The 15,260-nt window shown below is 65.8% G+C and carries 11 protein-coding genes and 1 riboswitch; of the genes, 2 read left to right on the top strand and 9 right to left on the bottom strand.

All coding sequences use genetic code 11. The features are described from left to right. The first annotated feature begins 121 nt into the window (after positions 1–121). On the top strand, positions 122–730 hold the full coding sequence (gene gmk, locus DSM100688_RS12055) for a guanylate kinase (RefSeq protein ID WP_239519390.1): 609 nt from the start codon (positions 122–124) through the stop codon (positions 728–730). Between the two features lie 212 nt (positions 731–942). On the opposite strand, the gene ribH is transcribed toward gmk, so the two are convergent. The 6 genes from ribH to DSM100688_RS05270 all read right to left on the bottom strand — a co-directional run bounded on the left by ribH (position 943) and on the right by DSM100688_RS05270 (position 7,785). After that, on the bottom strand, positions 943–1,431 hold the full coding sequence (ribH, locus tag DSM100688_RS05295; protein ID WP_152358115.1) for a 6,7-dimethyl-8-ribityllumazine synthase: 489 nt from the start codon (positions 1,429–1,431) through the stop codon (positions 943–945). A 2-nt stretch (positions 1,432–1,433) separates the two neighbouring features. After that, a complete protein-coding gene (gene ribB / locus DSM100688_RS05290) occupies positions 1,434–2,726 on the bottom strand; it encodes a 3,4-dihydroxy-2-butanone-4-phosphate synthase (RefSeq protein WP_152358114.1) in 1,293 nt (430 codons plus the stop codon). A gap of 74 nt (positions 2,727–2,800) precedes the next feature. After that, a complete protein-coding gene (locus tag DSM100688_RS05285; protein ID WP_152358113.1) occupies positions 2,801–3,478 on the bottom strand; it encodes a riboflavin synthase in 678 nt (225 codons plus the stop codon). Continuing rightward, positions 3,459–4,574: a bifunctional diaminohydroxyphosphoribosylaminopyrimidine deaminase/5-amino-6-(5-phosphoribosylamino)uracil reductase RibD gene (ribD, locus tag DSM100688_RS05280; protein ID WP_152358112.1), complete on the bottom strand. Its 1,116-nt coding sequence runs from the start codon at positions 4,572–4,574 to the stop codon at positions 3,459–3,461. The genes DSM100688_RS05285 and ribD overlap by 20 nt, the downstream gene beginning before the upstream one ends. A 112-nt stretch (positions 4,575–4,686) precedes the next feature. Further along, a riboswitch (FMN riboswitch) is annotated at positions 4,687–4,828 on the bottom strand. A 455-nt stretch (positions 4,829–5,283) separates the two neighbouring features. After that, positions 5,284–7,146 (bottom strand): dihydroxy-acid dehydratase, encoded by a 1,863-nt coding sequence (gene ilvD / locus DSM100688_RS05275; RefSeq protein WP_152358111.1) that lies wholly within the window; start codon positions 7,144–7,146, stop codon positions 5,284–5,286. Between the two features lie 78 nt (positions 7,147–7,224). Next, positions 7,225–7,785 (bottom strand): 3'-5' exonuclease, encoded by a 561-nt coding sequence (locus DSM100688_RS05270; protein WP_152358110.1) that lies wholly within the window; start codon positions 7,783–7,785, stop codon positions 7,225–7,227. Between the two features lie 177 nt (positions 7,786–7,962). Here DSM100688_RS05270 and DSM100688_RS05265 point away from each other — a divergent pair, with 177 nt between their 5' ends. Further along, positions 7,963–10,185 (top strand): elongation factor G, encoded by a 2,223-nt coding sequence (locus DSM100688_RS05265; RefSeq protein WP_152358109.1) that lies wholly within the window; start codon positions 7,963–7,965, stop codon positions 10,183–10,185. Positions 10,186–10,563: 378 nt separating this feature from the next. Here the strand turns inward: DSM100688_RS05265 and DSM100688_RS05260 are convergent, their stop codons facing one another. From DSM100688_RS05260 to DSM100688_RS11910, 3 genes are all read right to left on the bottom strand, one after another. Beyond that, positions 10,564–13,203: a bifunctional lysylphosphatidylglycerol flippase/synthetase MprF gene (locus tag DSM100688_RS05260; protein ID WP_152358108.1), complete on the bottom strand. Its 2,640-nt coding sequence runs from the start codon at positions 13,201–13,203 to the stop codon at positions 10,564–10,566. Between the two features lie 116 nt (positions 13,204–13,319). Further along, positions 13,320–14,711: an alpha/beta hydrolase gene (locus tag DSM100688_RS05255; RefSeq protein ID WP_420837481.1), complete on the bottom strand. Its 1,392-nt coding sequence runs from the start codon at positions 14,709–14,711 to the stop codon at positions 13,320–13,322. A 278-nt stretch (positions 14,712–14,989) separates the two neighbouring features. Beyond that, positions 14,990–15,260, bottom strand: a 271-nt coding sequence (locus tag DSM100688_RS11910) for a hypothetical protein (RefSeq protein ID WP_205730648.1), incomplete at its 5' end; no start/stop codon positions are given.

The following is a 15,260-nucleotide window of genomic DNA, read 5'->3' as shown; positions in this document are numbered from 1 at the left end:
CGCCGCCACGGCTTTGTCGGAACATGTTCCGGACACGCCGCAGCAGATCGTCGTAACCGGCGCCGCCCCGACGCCGGCGGCCGACGACGCATCATCGCAGACCACCAGCAAGGATGACGACATGGACAAGAAAGACGAACAGGCGCTCCGCGGCGGCCGGTTGCTCGTGCTCACCGGCCCCGCCGGCGTGGGCAAAGGTACCGTGGAAACCGCGCTGCGCAAGAAGCACCCGGAAGTATGGGTGTCTGTCTCCGCCACCACCCGCAAGCCGCGCCCCGGCGAAGTCAACGGACTGAACTACTGGTTCATGAGCGACGACGAATTCATCGCCAAGGAAGCGGCGGGGGAGTTCCTTGAAACCGCCGTCGTGCACGGCCTCGCGCACTACGGCACGCCGCTCAAGCCCGTTGAGGAGCATCTGGCCTCCGGCACGCCCACCATCCTCGAAATCGACCTGCAGGGCGCCCGCCGCGTCAAGGAACGCGCCAAGGAACTCGGCATGGAGGTCCTCTCCGTCTTCATTGCGCCGCCTAGCTTCGATGAGCTCGTGCGCCGTCTCACCGGCCGCGGCACCGAAACCGAAGAGGAACGCAACCGCCGTCTGGAAACCGCCAAAGTCGAACTGGCCGCCGAAAGCGAATTCGACGTCACCATCGTCAACGACAACGTCGACAAGGCGGCGGAGGAGTTGTGGCATCTCATCGCCAAGGAATACGGCATCAGCGAATGATGGAGCGTATACCGCCTTTCCTCACCGCTCGCTGTGCCAAGCACAGCTTCGGGTTCGGACGGCGGTCTCCGCACGCATCATTCGCTGATGCTGCGCATCGCTGAATGATGAAGCGCCTTCTGCGTTGCTCCTCGGTCGACGTGCTGAAGCACGCCTTCCCCTGGTGCGCCTTGAAGTCGCACGCGTTACTCCGCGATGCCTGGAGGGACGGATCAGGCGTCGATGGCGCGCAGCACGTTCACCATTTCAATGGCGCCCAGCGCGCAGTCGAAGCCCTTGTTGCCGGCCTTCGTGCCAGCGCGTTCGATCGCCTGCTCGATGTTCTCGGTCGTGATCACGCCGAACAGCACCGGCACATCCGTGCTCAGCGACACCTGCGCAATGCCCTTCGCCGTTTCGTTGCACACCAGATCGTAATGCGACGTGCTGCCGCGGATGATCGCGCCAAGACAGATCACCGCATCGTAGCGGCCCGTCGACACCATGCGCTTCGCGGCGATCGGAATCTCGAACGATCCCGGCACCCACGCCACATCGACATCCGATTCGGCAACGCCATGCCGCTTCAGACCGTCCAGCGCGCCCGACAGCAGCTTCGACGTGATGAACTCGTTGAACCGCGCCGCCACGATGCCGATGCGGATCGGCGCCGCCTCGCCGTTCGCGGCGTTGGCGACCAGCTGTCCTTCGAATACCGTCATGATCAGTTCTCCTTTGCCAGAGCACCCAGCAGATGCCCCATTCGATGTTCCTTGGTGGACAGATACTTCGCGTCGTAGTCGGTGGGCGCAATGACCAGCGGCACACGACGGTCGATGACAATGCCGGCGCGCTCAAGCTGGCCGATCTTGTCGGGGTTGTTGGTCATGAGATCGATCGACGCGATGCCCAGATTCCGCAGCATCGCCGCCGCCGTCTCGTATTCGCGCGCGTCGGCGGGGAAGCCGAGCTTCAGGTTCGCGTCGAGCGTGTCGAAGCCCTGGTCCTGCAGCTCATACGTGCGCAGCTTGTTGAGCAGACCGATGCCGCGTCCCTCCTGGCTCAGGTACAGGATGACGCCGCGCCCGCGCTCGGCCACGCGACACATCGCCTCACGCAGCTGAGGCCCGCAGTCGCAGCGCTGCGAGCCGAACACGTCGCCGGTCAGGCACTGCGAATGCACGCGGCACAGCACCGGCTCGCGCACGGCGTCGCCGCCGGCCATGGCGGCAAGCACGTCGTCGCCCATGACGAGCGCCACATGCTCGGCGCCATCCGCCTCGTAGCCGACCATCGTGAACGTGCCATAGTCGGACGGCAGCTGCACCTGCGCGACGCGGCGCACCGTGCGCGGGAATTCGTGAGCGCGACGGTAGGCCTGCAGCTGCGCGATCGTGATGATCGCAAGACCGTGCTCGCTGGCGAAGGCGCGCAGGTCGTCGCGGCGCATCATCGTGCCATCCTCCTTCATCATCTCGCAGCACAGTCCGCACGGCTCCAGCCCGGCCAGACGCGCCAGATCCACGGTCGCTTCGGTGTGCCCGTTGCGCTCCAGCACGCCGCCGGGACGCGCCACCAGCGGGAACATGTGGCCGGGACGGCGGAAGTCCTGCGGACGCGTATCAGGGTCGATGCACGCCAGCGCCGTCAGCGACCGGTCGCGCGCGCTGATGCCCGTGGACGTGGTCACATGGTCGATGGACACGGTGAACGCGGTCTGATGGTTGTCGGTATTCGTCGTGCACATGGGCGGCAGTTCAAGACGTGTCGCCAGTTCGGCGCTCATGGGCGTGCAGATGAGGCCGCGGCCATGCGTCGCCATGAACGCGATGTTGGCGGTGGTGGCGTAGCGGGCGGCGCAGATCAGGTCGCCTTCGTTCTCGCGGCTTTCGTCATCGGCGACGACGATGATGCGTCCGGCGGCGATGTCGCGGATCGCGCGCGCAACGGCGCGTTCGGCTTCGGCATCGATGGGGGATGCGGCAGTGACAGGGGAGTTGGAATCGGTGATGGCCATGGCAGGCTCCTTGCAGATAGCAATGACAGGTTGACGATGATGAAAGGTGATGACGGGGCGATGACGGCCGCGCGTCAGAATCCATGCGCGGCGAGGAACTGCTCGGTGATGCCATCGGCGTGCGCACTGGCGGCATCGGCGCTGGCGTCAGCGGCGCGCGCCGGCACCGCCATGAGCCGCGCCACGTACCGTGCCAGAGGATCGATTTCGAGGTTCACGATGTCGCCCACGCGGCGCTCGGGCAGGACGGTGTGCGCTGCGGTGTGCGGAATGACCGCGACGCCGAACGCATCTGCAGTGGCGAACGTGACCGTCAGGCTGATGCCTTCGACGGCGATCGAGCCCTTTTCAGCGATGGCGCGCAGCAGCGCGTACGGCGCGCGAATCGCGTACGCCGTGGCGATGCCGTCGCGCGTGATCGAGGCGATGGTGCCGGTGCCGTCGATGTGCCCGGAGACGAAATGCCCGGAGAAGCGGCCGTCCGCCGGCATTGCGCGCTCCACGTTCACGTGGCTGCCGCGCCTGAGCGCGCCGAGGCTGGAACGGCGCAGGGTCTCGTGCATCACATCCGCCGTGAATGCGGTGCCATGCAGGCCGGTGACCGTCAGGCACACGCCGTTGACGGCGATGCTGTCGCCGAGCATGGTGCGGTCGGTGACGACGACGGGCGAATCGACGGTCAGCCGGGCGAAGTCCGCGCCGCGCTCCACGGCCAGCACCGTGCCGAGGTCCTCAACGATGCCGGTGAACATAGTCCACGCCTCCTTCGATGAGGATGTCGTCGCCGATGGCGCTGACGGCCGGATGCGCGATGCGGAAGCAGTCGTCAGGCGAGGCGACGCCGAGGCCGCCGATCGGCGCAGGCGCGCCGGCGCCGCCGAACAGCTTGGGCGCGATGTAGGCGCTGACCTTCGTGACGATGCCCGCGTCCAGCGCCGACCATGCGATGCCGCTGCCGCCTTCGATCATGATGCTGTCGATGCCGCGCGCATAGAGCGCTGCGGCGACGGCTGCGATGCTGGCATGGCCGTCGCCGTCGGTCGCGACGCGCAGCACTTCGCAGCCACGGTCGCGGTACTGCTGGGCGCGCGCGTCATTCACGCTGGCGGTGGCGATGATCGTGGGGGTGCGCGCGGCGGTCGCCACGACCTGCGCGTCGAGCGGCGTGCGCAGATGCGTGTCGCAGATCACGCGCAGCGGGTTGTGCCCATGCTCGATGCGGCTGGTGAGCTGCGGATCGTCGGCGAGCACGGTGTTCACGCCGACGAGGATCGAAGCGAAGCGCGCACGGTCCTCGTGCACGTGCCGCCGCGCCGCCTCGCCGGTGATCCACTGCGACAGGCCGGATGCGGTGGCGATATGGCCGTCGAGCGTCATCGCGTACTTGAGCATGACGAACGGCGTATGCGTCACGATGGCATGCAGGAAGATCTCGTTGAGTGCGTCGCATTCGCTGCGCAGCACGCCTTCGGTCACGGCGATGCCCGCGTCGGCGAGCTGGCGGATGCCCTTGCCGGAGACGAGCGGATTCGGGTCGGGGGAGCCGACGACGACGCGTGCGATGCCGGCGTCGATGAGAGCCTGCGAGCATGGCGGCTGCTTGCCGGTGTGACAGCATGGTTCGAGCGTGACGTAGATGGTGGCGCCGCGCACGTCGACACCGGCCGCGGCTGCCGCTTCGAGTGCGGCGCGTTCGGCGTGCCATCCACCGAAGTGATCGTGATGGCCCGTGGCGATGATGCGGCCGTCGCGTACGATGACGGCGCCGACCATCGGGTTGGGATTGACCTTGCCAGCCCCAACCCGTGCGTGACGCAATGCCACGGACATGAATTCCCTGTCGCCCATGAAACCCCTTTCCTTCGGCAACGAGGGCATGTCCAGGGATTCGTGGGTCAGTGGCGGCACGACCGCATGCGGATAGACGGCATTCGGATATGCTTCCGCCTGCGTCGTGCTGCTGCAACTTCTTCCATCCAGACTGTAACTGTCGGTACCGGAGTCTCACCGGTTCATGAGCGTATGCTCCAACATCGCGCCAAGGCGCGCTGCTCGCGGACTGTACCGCCGATCGGGAATTTCACCCTGCCCTGAAGATGCGTGTTCGGTTATTGCGGCCCAGCATACGGAGACGTCCAGTCAACGCCGCATGGCATGTCCGATATGCGGACATATGCGCTGGCATGAGCCGGCTATCGGGAATGCGTATGGCCGTTGCGTGGAACCGTCGATGCGCGTCGGCGCCGATCGCCTTCATGAATCCGAACCTGTATCTGCTGGCCGATTTCGAGGGCGCGCGCGGCGGCGCGGCCCCGGACCTGCGTCAGACCGCCGAGCGCATGATTCCCGATCAGGTGCTGTTCGGATCCTCGTTCCCGCTCGGCCCGGTCGAGCAGAGCATCGCCAACATTCGCGACTGGCATCTCGATCCCGACGGGGAACGCAAGGTGCTACGGCACCGCCGCCAAGCTGCTCGGCCTGTGACGGCGACGGATACGACGAGGGAGCGGAACCGCATGTGCGATTCCGCCCCCTCGTATGTCTGGTCAGAAGACCATCAGGCGAGGCCGGACAGCTTGTTGATCAGGTCGGGGTCGCGAGTGGCGCCCTTGTCCGCAGAGCGAGCGAACGCGGCGTACGCCTTGAGCGCCTGGCTCACCTTGCGATCGCGGTGCGCCACGTAGCCGTCGCCGGCCTCGAGCTCGGCACGGCGCTCGGCCAGCTGCTCATCGGTCAGCTCCACGTTCACCGAACGGTTCTCGATATCGATGTTGATGATGTCGCCGTTCTTGATGAGCGCGATCGGGCCCTTGTTCGCGGCCTCAGGAGCGATATGGCCGATTGCCAGACCCGACGAACCACCCGAATAGCGGCCGTCGGTGAGCATGGCGACCTGCTTGCCGATGCCCTTGCCCTTGACGAACGACGTCGGGTACAGCATCTCCTGCATGCCCGGGCCGCCCTTCGGACCCTCGTAGCGGATCACCAGCGCCATACCCGGCTTCAGCGTGTCGTCGAGAATGACCTTGATGGCCTGCTCCTGCGATTCGACGACCAGCGCCGGGCCACGGAACTTCCAGATCTCCTGCGGCACGCCGGCGGTCTTCACCACGCAGCCGTCGGGCGCGAGGTTGCCGCGCAGCACGGCCAGACCGCCCTCGTGGATCTCCGGGTGGTCGATGTCGTGGATCGCGCCGTTCACGCGGTCGGTGTCGAGCGAATCGAACAGCGTCTCATGCGTCCACGGTTCCGGCGACACGATGTGGCCCGGCGCCGCATGGTACATGGTCTTGGCCTCTTCGGTGCAGGTCGGGCGCATGATGTCCCAATCGTCCAGCTTGGCCTCGAGCGACGGATAGTCGACCGAATGCACGTCGCGGTGCAGCTTGCCGGCACGGTCGAGCTCGCCGAGGATGCCGGTGATGCCGCCGGCGCGGTGCACGTCGGAGATCTCCCACTTGCCGGACGGGCTGGCCTTGCAGATGCACGGCACGGTGTGCGAGATGCGTTCGATGTCGTCCAGCGTGAAGTCCACGTCGGCCGACTGCGCCATCGCGAGGATGTGCAGTACGGTGTTCGTGGAACCGCCCATCGCGACGTCCATCGTCATCGCGTTCTCGAACGCGTGCTTGGTCGCGATCGAACGCGGCAGGACGGAATCGTCGTCCTCCTTGTAGTAGCGGTTCGCGATATGCACGATCTCGCGCGCGGCCTTGCGGAACAGCTCCTTGCGGAAGCCGTGCGAGGCCAGGATCGTGCCGTTGCCCGGCAGCGCGAGGCCGATCGCCTCGGTCAGGCAGTTCATCGAGTTCGCGGTGAACATGCCGGCGCATGAACCGCAGGTCGGGCACACGGTCTTCTCGTAGTTGAGCAGGTCCTCCTCGGAGATGTTGTCGTCGGCGGACGCGTACATCACGGAGATCAGATCGGTGTTCTTCTTGACGGTGCCGTCGGCGAGGACCGTGGTGCCGGCCTCCATCGGGCCGCCGGAGACGAAGATCGTCGGGATGTTCAGACGCAGCGCGGCCATGAGCATGCCCGGAACGACCTTGTCGCAGTTCGGGATGCAGATCAGCGCGTCGGCGCAGTGCGCGTTCACCTGGTATTCGACCGTGTCGGCGATGATGTCGCGCGAGGGGAGCGAGTACAGCATGCCGGTGTGGCCCATCGCGATGCCGTCGTCCACGGCCATCGTGTTGAACTCACGCGGGATGCCGCCCGCCTCCTTGATCGCCTCGGACACGATGCGGCCGACCTTGTTGAGGTGCACGTGGCCGGGGAGGAATTCGTCGAACGAGTTGGCGATGGCCACAATCGGCTTTCCGAAGTCCTTGCCGTCGACGCCGGCGGCACGGTAGAGGGCTCGGGCGCCCGCGAATACGCGCCCATTCATCAGTTTCGCGGATCTCATTTCTGCCATGACTCTATTCAAGCCCTTTATCGAGACACGCGTGTTGTCAATAGTCGGATAGTGGAATTCACACAGCGTTTACATTGCCTACCTTGCCGCGGCGCGTGCCGGTGCTGCGTCGGCGCCGAAGCCGTGATCGCGCATCCACTCGAAGCACATGCGCGTCTGTTCGGCGTCGGCCAGTGCGCGGTGCTCCTCCACATCGGCGATGTCGAAACGCTGGATCAGGTCGAGCAGCCGGTGATGGCGGTCTTCCGGGAACATCGCACGGCTCATCTCCAACGTGTCGATCACACGGTTCGGCACGTCGCGGTGCAGCAGCCGTTCGGCGGCGGCGCCGATGAACCGGATATCGAAACGGTTGATGTTATGGCCGATGAGCACGTCGTCGCCGCACCAGTCGAGGAACACCGGCAGCACGTCGTCGAGATCGGGGGCCGGTGCCAGCATCGCGTCGGTGATGCCGGTGAGCTGGGTGATGCGCCAGTGCAGCGGGCGCATCGGGTTGACGAGCTGCTGGAACGTGGCGACCGGCCGGCGGTCGCGCACCTTGACCGCGCCGAACTCGATGATCGTGTCGCGCTGCCAACTGATGCCGGTCGTTTCCAGATCGAGCACCACATAATCGTCGGGCAGTCGCATGGTCATCGGCGCGTCTCCGTATCTCTCGTCATTCGTATCGCTTCTCGGGCGCAGTCCATCATACAGGCACATCACGGCACGCGGCGTGGGTATGCTGGTGTGCTGACGGCCGCCGTCGGCGTCCGGTCAACGAACGTCATATGGACGCCACGCACGGCATACGGAACACGAGGAGACGGTCGTATGAAACACATCGTCGCAGGCATTCTCGCGCATGTGGACGCGGGCAAGACCACGCTGTCCGAAGCGCTGCTGTACCGCACCGGAACCATTCGCAGACTCGGCCGCGTCGACCACGGCGACGCCTTTCTCGACACCGACGCGATGGAACGCGCCCGCGGCATCACGATCTTCACCGAACCGGCCGTCATCGCAACCGGCGATCTCGAACTCACCCTGCTCGACACGCCTGGCCACGTCGACTTCGCCGCCGAAACCGAACGGACGCTGCGCGTGCTCGACTATGCGGTGCTCGTCATCTCCGGTGCGGACGGCGTGCAGGGGCACACGGAGACGCTGTGGCGGCTGCTCGCACGTTACCGGGTGCCCACGTTCCTGTTCGTCAACAAGATGGACGCACCCGGCGCGGATCGGGCGGCGTTGCTCGCGCAGTTGCGGCGGCAGTTCGGCGACGGGGTCGTGGATTTCGAGGACTCCGACGTGGCGCCGGAGGAGTCGGAGGACGTCGCGATGCAGGATGAGGCCGCGATGGACGCGTTGCTGGCCGACGGTGCGATACCGGTCGACGACGTGCGCCGCATGATCGCGGAACGCAAGGTGTTCCCGTGCTTCTGGGGATCAGCGCTGCGCATGGACGGGATCGATGAGTTCCTGCGCGGATTCGAACGGTACGTACGTGAGCCGGACTACGCGGGGGACGGCGATGCGCTGGGTGCCTCGGCTGCGGACGAGTCCGGTGCGGGTGCTTTCGGTACGTTCGGTGCGCGCGTGTACAAGATCTCGCACGACGCGCAGGGCAACCGGCTGACATGGCTCAAGGTGACCGACGGCGAACTGCGCGCGAAGATGACGCTCGACGGGCGTTCGACGGGAGCAACGGCGGACGATGCGACTACGGACGGTGCGGCTGACGGGTCGTGGAGCGAGAAGGCCGATCAGGTGCGCGTGTATTCCGGCGCGAAATTCGCGACCGTCGAACGCGTGCCGGCCGGCGCGGTGTGCGCGGTGACGGGACTGACGCACACCTTCCCCGGCGAGGGACTGGGCCGCGAGCGCGATGCGGCGAGCCCGAGCCTGCAGCCGGTGCTCACGTATACGTTGCTGCCCGGTGACAATGACGTGCACAAGTGTCTGCTCGCGTTGCGCGAGCTCGACGACGAGGATCCGCTGCTGCACGTCGTCTGGGTGCCGCGGCTGCAGGAGATCCACGTGCAGCTCATGGGCGCGGTGCAGCTCGAGATCATCCAGCAGATCATGCACGACCGGTTCGGACTGGACGTGACGTTCGGCCCGGGCGGCATCCTGTATCGCGAGACGATCACGCATGCGGTCGAGGGCGTCGGCCATTTCGAGCCGTTGCGGCACTACGCGGAGGCACACATCCTGCTCGAACCGGGGGAGCCGGGGAGTGGCCTGCGGTTCGCCAGCGCGGTAAGCGAGGACGTGCTCGCGCGCAACTGGCAGCGGCTGATCCTCACGCATCTGGCCGAAAAGGAGCATCTGGGCGTGCTCGTCGGCGCGCCGATCACCGACATGCGACTCACGCTGGTGGCTGGGCGGGCGCATGAGAAGCATACGGAGGGCGGTGATTTCCGGCAGGCCACGTATCGCGCGGTGCGTCAGGGGCTGATGATGGCGTGGTATGAGGGCGATGTGTCGGCGCGTGTGGCTGCGGCTGCCGGCAGCGATGATGCGGCAGCGGATACGGCACGTGGCGGTGGCGCTGGTGTCGCTGGCGGCACGGTGATGACCGGCGGCGGTCGCGATGATGATACGGGCGATGGTGCGGATGACGGCGCGCGGATGCGGGTCGATGCCGGCTGGTGCCGGCTGCTTGAGCCGTGGTATCGCTTCCGTCTGGAGTTGCCGCAGGACATGATCGGCCGTGCGATGGCCGACGTGCAGCGTATGGCGGGCACGTTCGACCCGGCGCAGACCGACGGCGATTACGCGGTGCTGGCCGGCGACTGCCCGGTGTCCGAGATGCGCGACTATGCGATGGATGTGAACGCGTACACGCATGGGTTGGGACGATTGTCGTGCACGTTCGGCGGTTACCGGCCGTGCCACAATGCTGATGAGGTGATTCGGGAGACAGCGTATGACCCGGAGTCCGACCTTGACAACACGCCCGATTCGGTGTTCTGCGCGCACGGTGCCGGCTATCCGGTGAAGTGGTATCGCGTTCCCGAGTTCATGCACCTGGAGTACGCGACGACCCGCTGACCCCCAAAACGGACATACAGCCGAAAAGGGCGGTCGAATCGGCTGTATGTCCGTCGGAGAGCGAAGCCGAAACCGAGTAGGACCGTTCCAAAGCGCCTATACCCATCATCTCTACGGACATACAGCCGATTCGACCGCCCTTTTCGGCTGTATGTCCGTTAAGGGAGAAGGGGCTGAGGGGTTGGAACGTCGTGGAACGGTCACACTCGTTCCCAGCTCCCCGCCCCCCCCCTCAGCGGACATTCAGCCGATTTCATCGTTAGAAACGGCTGGATGTCCGCTGAGGGGAGAAGGGGCTGAGGGATGGGAACGGGTGTTGGAGAGTGGCTTGTGTTTGCACTGGTGCTTGTGCTCATGGCCTGTTGCCTGTCGGCGGGACTAGCGACGGAGGGCGTTGAGCATGGCCAGGGTCTCGGTGGCGCTGACCGACGGCACGTAGGCGCGCATGACCGCCAATCCCAACTGCGGCAGCGCGGCCGGATCCGGATAGCACACGTACACCGGCTCCTCGCGCGGCTGGAACTTGCGTTTGAAGTTGAACAGCGAATGGAACCCGTACGCCGGCTCCATCCAATCGGCCACGATCTGCAACGCGTGCTGCAGCATCGCCGTGCCCGTATCCTCACGTCCCGCCGCATCCGTATTGTCACGGTCCGGATTCATGCCCGCCAACGGCGCCGCCGACAGACTCATGAACTCGACCGCCGACGCCGGGTCGGCCGCTCCCTCGTCGCGCAGCCGTTCGGCCATGCGCGCGATCAGAAACTCCATGACGCCGTTCGGCGAATCGGTCCGATGCCGCATGAAATCCAACGTCCAGCCGACGATCCGACCGTCGCGCCACGTCGGCAGCCAACTCGTGACCCCCAGCACCAGACCGTCCGCATCGATCGCATACAGTATCCGCACACGCGGGTCGCGCAACTCCTCGACGCCGCCCAATGTGAACTTCATCTCCGGCAACGCCTTCTCACCGGCCCACTGCTCGGAAATCTCCTCGATCTGCTCGCGCACGTCCGCGCCGGCCGCGTCGAACGTCGTCAGCACATCGACGATACCGTCGCGTTTCGCCTTGTTGATCGCCGTGCGAATGTCCTGCCACTTCTTGCCAGTCGTCTTCCATGTACGCGGATCGACGACCATCTCGCCGCCCACTTCGATCGCGTACCAGCCGGCGGACACCAGATCGTCACGCTGCTCGCGATGCACCGCATAGAACGCCGGCGACCACGAATGCGCCGCGCAGAAACGCGCGAACTCACGCAGATCGGTCATCCATTCGCCGGGATCGCCGAACGGCCCGGTGCAGGTCAACGCGACGCCGTTGATCACCCGGTACGCCACGGCCGAACGACCGGTAGGCGAGAACCAGTACCGGTTGCCCTCCCACGTGGTCATGAAGCTCATCGACTCACCGCCGCGTTCGACCAGCGCATCGGCCGAACGCCGCGCACGTTCGTCATCCACGAGCATGTCGCGCAGCCAACGCGCGCACACGATCAGCACCACCGTCCAGAACACGAAACCGACGCCCTGATACACGACGGACGACAGGGCCGTCATCGGCACGAACCGCAGCCGCGTATGACTCAGGAAGCCGATCGGCACGAATCGGCCCGGCAGCTCGACCAGCAGATCGGACAACGTCGCCGACGGCCGGAAATCGTCGGGATGCGTCAGACCGAACCCGAGATACGCCGCCGTGCAGACCGCCAGCGCAACCGCGATCGCCGCGACGCCGCGCCATATGTGACGTGCGTCCGTACGGATCGGAAAATGTCGCAGCGACACGAGCAGCGCGATCGCAAACCCCGCCGGCAGCAGCGTATTCACTATGCACGCCGTGAACGCACCATGCTGCACCAACGAGATCACGCCGTCCGGCGCAAACGACAACGGCATGATCAGGTAATACGCGACCGCCAGCAACGCGGCGCCCAGATCGCAGACGGCCGTCACCCACGCGGCGAGACGACGCCCGCGATACAACCCCCACGCCATCAGCGCCATCACCGCGGTCGGCAACAGCGAACGCACCACCGCGCCCGGCATCGACGCGCGCAGCAGATCGAACTGGAAGAAACAGCCATGCCGCGCGGTGCCGGCCAGACACGCCGCCAGACGCGCGGTGTCGGGATCGACCGGGCTGAGCATGAGGCCGAGCGAGCTCAACGGGCCGGCATGGGCCGACGATGTGATCGCCAGCATCGGGCCGAGCGCCATCACCAACGCGAACGCGGCGAACATGCGCCGCGCCTCGAACGACGTGCTCAACTGCCAGTGCATCGGATCGACATGCACGCGCGTTCCGGAGCGACGGTGCGCCGCCTGCGCCGCGACCATGCCCCACACGTGACCGACCAGCGCGGCCGCCAACATGCAGTACAGGCCCGGATTGCCGCTGAACAGCAGCACGGCGACGATCGACGCGTAGCCGATCAGCCGCATGCGCCGCCGCCACAACGGCCGGCTGAACGCGCTCGCCGCCATAAGCGCGCCCACGCCCAACGTCAGCGGGCTGAGCGTGAACCGGATGTGATCGACCACCGTCGTGCCCTGCAGCACCGCCGCAATGCCGGCGCACAGCAGCAGGCCGAGCAGCGTGCCGGCCAGCGTCGACGCTGCGCCGACGACCACCGTGCGGGCGCGGCCGAGCAGCGGTTCGGCCAGTGAGAGCATCACCAGCAGCAGCACGACGTCAATGATCAGCTGCAGGACGTTGCGGGCCAGCAGCAGCGTGACCAGCAGCTTCGGCAGACTGAACTCGCCCATCGACGTGGCCAGTTCCGGCAGCGGCAGACCGTGGCCGGCGATGGCGGCGACGATCCAGACGATCACGTTGAGCGCGGCGAACGCGATGACGAAGCCGACCGAGAACGGGTGCGCTTCGATCCAGGCGCGGATGTCGTTGGCCAGCGCGCGGGAGGCGGCGGATGCGGATCGTGGGGCGGGGCGTCGTGCGGGTTGCGCGGATTGCGCGGGATGCTGTGCGGGGCGTGCCGTTGCGTCGTTCGTCATACCGTTCGTTGCATTGCTCATCGTATTGCGTGTCCTGTCGTGTGTCGTGTCCTGCGTTCCGTCGTGCGGCGTATTATGCGGCGTATCGTGCGTTCTGTCGTGTGTCGTGACGTCGGTCATCGGATCACCTGCAGTGCCGTGTAGTCGGACCAGGTCTTGTCCGTCGTGCCCAAACCGGTACGGGCGCACCACCACGGCAGCGCCGCTTCCAGTGTCGCGTGCACCGCATGCCAGTCATGACCGGTGCCGGGCACTTCCAACGTGGTCACGTCCATGCCGGCCTTACGGGCCGCCGCGCCGATCGTGCGCACGTTGGCGACCGACGTCGTATCGTGTTCACCAGCCGCCAATACCGCCGCCTGATCGGACGGAGAGTGCGCGGCGATCGCGTTCGTCGGCACCTGCGACTCGTATGCGGCGCGATCGCCGCCGAAATACGCGTCGACCATATGCTCCACGCTGCCGTCCGTCGGCGCGATCTCGCCGTCCACCGCGATCATCGTGCCGAACAGGTCGGGATGGCGCGGCGCAAGCTGCGTCGAACACGTGCCGCCCTGCGAGAATCCGGCGATCGCCCAGTCCTTCGCGTCGGTCGAAACCGGCAGATGGCCGCGGATCCAGTCCGGTACATCGCGCGTCAGATACGTTTCGGCCTTGCCATGCTTCGTGGTGTCGGCGCACAGGCTGTTGATCGTGTTGTCGCCGTTCTGATCGGGGGAGACGACGATCGGCGCGAGACCGTCGTGCGCGGCGGCGTAGTCGTCAAGCAGCGCGACGATGCCGCTCGCGGACATCGCGCGGCTCGGACTGCCCGGTTGACCGGCGAGCAGGATGAGCACCGGCAGCCGCGGCGGGGTCGAACTGAGCGCCGCGGGCGGCAGATAGACCATGGCGTCGCGTGCCTGGAACCGCGAGCGGGTATTGGCGATGCGCTGCGTGTACAGCGAACCGCGGGTCGGCAGATCGTTCGGCAGGGTATGGCGTGCGGCACGGCGCTGCCATTCGGCGACGGTGATCGTGTCGTTGCCGAGCGACGTCGCGCCGATCGATTGATACGGCGAATAGTTGACCAGTGATCCGATGGTCTGGTATTCGCCGTAGATCGTATCGACGCGGACGGCGGTGGCGATCAGTGCGATCGGCACCAGTATGATCGCGATCGCACGGCGCATGTGATGCGCCTGGATGGCTGTCGCGACAAGAAACCCGAGCGCCGCGAAACCGACCGCGACGGTGACGATCACCGCCCATCCGAGCGAGACGCCGAACACCATGATTCCGTCCGATACCAGCCATGCCGCCAGCAATCCCAACGCACCGGCGCACAGCGCGATCGCCAGTTGGCCGATCATCCGGCGGCGGTCGTCACGCAGCAGCTGCCAGACGACCAGCACCGCGATGCCCGCGACGGCCAGCGCGTAGGCGATGACCGGCAGCGGGCCGGATGTCAGGGTCACCGCCATGAACGATTCGATGAACGAGCGCAGCCAAGACGGTGCATCGTTCATATTGTGCCTCCCCTCACGTTCGTCACATTCGTCATGTAACCAAACGCGATATGGTAGGCGCCGAAACTGTGGGCGTGCATCCGCCGAAGGGATGATATCGCTCACGGGAAAATGCGGGGCGGGGCTGTTGGGCTCAGCACCCTGATTGTCTTGATCGTCCCAGTCGTCCCAGTCGTCCCAGTCAACCCGGTCAACCCAGTCAACGGACATACAGCCGATCGCATCGTCGAAATCGACTGTATGTCCGCTGATGGTGGGTGAGGGCGTTGACGGGGCGGCTAACCGCGCATCCGTACCTGTCCCTGCGCAAGAAATTCGGGAAAACAGGCCGTTCGTCCCGAATTTCCTGCACTGACGATGACTGAGTGCAGGAAATTCGGGAGCATAGGGTCGTTTTCCCGAATTTCTTGCGCTGAGACGCGGTGTTTAGCTTCAGCGGATAGTTGACGCATGTGTCGGGGCATGGTTGACGGTATGTCCTGGGGCATGGTTGACGGGTTTGGGTGGTGACAATGGTGTATGGACACGTTTTCATCATCATCGGCCGGC

This window comes from Bifidobacterium ramosum, from assembly GCF_009299505.1.
Classification (GTDB): Bacteria; Actinomycetota; Actinomycetes; order Actinomycetales; family Bifidobacteriaceae; genus Bifidobacterium; species Bifidobacterium ramosum.
The sequence above is the reverse complement of the archived record's forward strand: the minus strand, read 5'-3'. Positions and strand labels throughout refer to the sequence as shown.

Coding starts and splice junctions, on each gene's coding strand:
- gmk (WP_239519390.1), top strand. CDS start 122: ATGGACAAGAAAGACGAACAGGCGCTCCGCGGCGGCCGGTTGCTCGTG.
- ribH (WP_152358115.1), bottom strand. CDS start 1,431: ATGACGGTATTCGAAGGACAGCTGGTCGCCAACGCCGCGAACGGCGAG.
- ribB (WP_152358114.1), bottom strand. CDS start 2,726: ATGGCCATCACCGATTCCAACTCCCCTGTCACTGCCGCATCCCCCATC.
- DSM100688_RS05285 (WP_152358113.1), bottom strand. CDS start 3,478: ATGTTCACCGGCATCGTTGAGGACCTCGGCACGGTGCTGGCCGTGGAG.
- ribD (WP_152358112.1), bottom strand. CDS start 4,574: ATGGGCGACAGGGAATTCATGTCCGTGGCATTGCGTCACGCACGGGTT.
- ilvD (WP_152358111.1), bottom strand. CDS start 7,146: ATGGCAGAAATGAGATCCGCGAAACTGATGAATGGGCGCGTATTCGCG.
- DSM100688_RS05270 (WP_152358110.1), bottom strand. CDS start 7,785: ATGACCATGCGACTGCCCGACGATTATGTGGTGCTCGATCTGGAAACG.
- DSM100688_RS05265 (WP_152358109.1), top strand. CDS start 7,963: ATGAAACACATCGTCGCAGGCATTCTCGCGCATGTGGACGCGGGCAAG.
- DSM100688_RS05260 (WP_152358108.1), bottom strand. CDS start 13,203: ATGACGAACGACGCAACGGCACGCCCCGCACAGCATCCCGCGCAATCC.
- DSM100688_RS05255 (WP_420837481.1), bottom strand. CDS start 14,711: ATGAACGATGCACCGTCTTGGCTGCGCTCGTTCATCGAATCGTTCATG.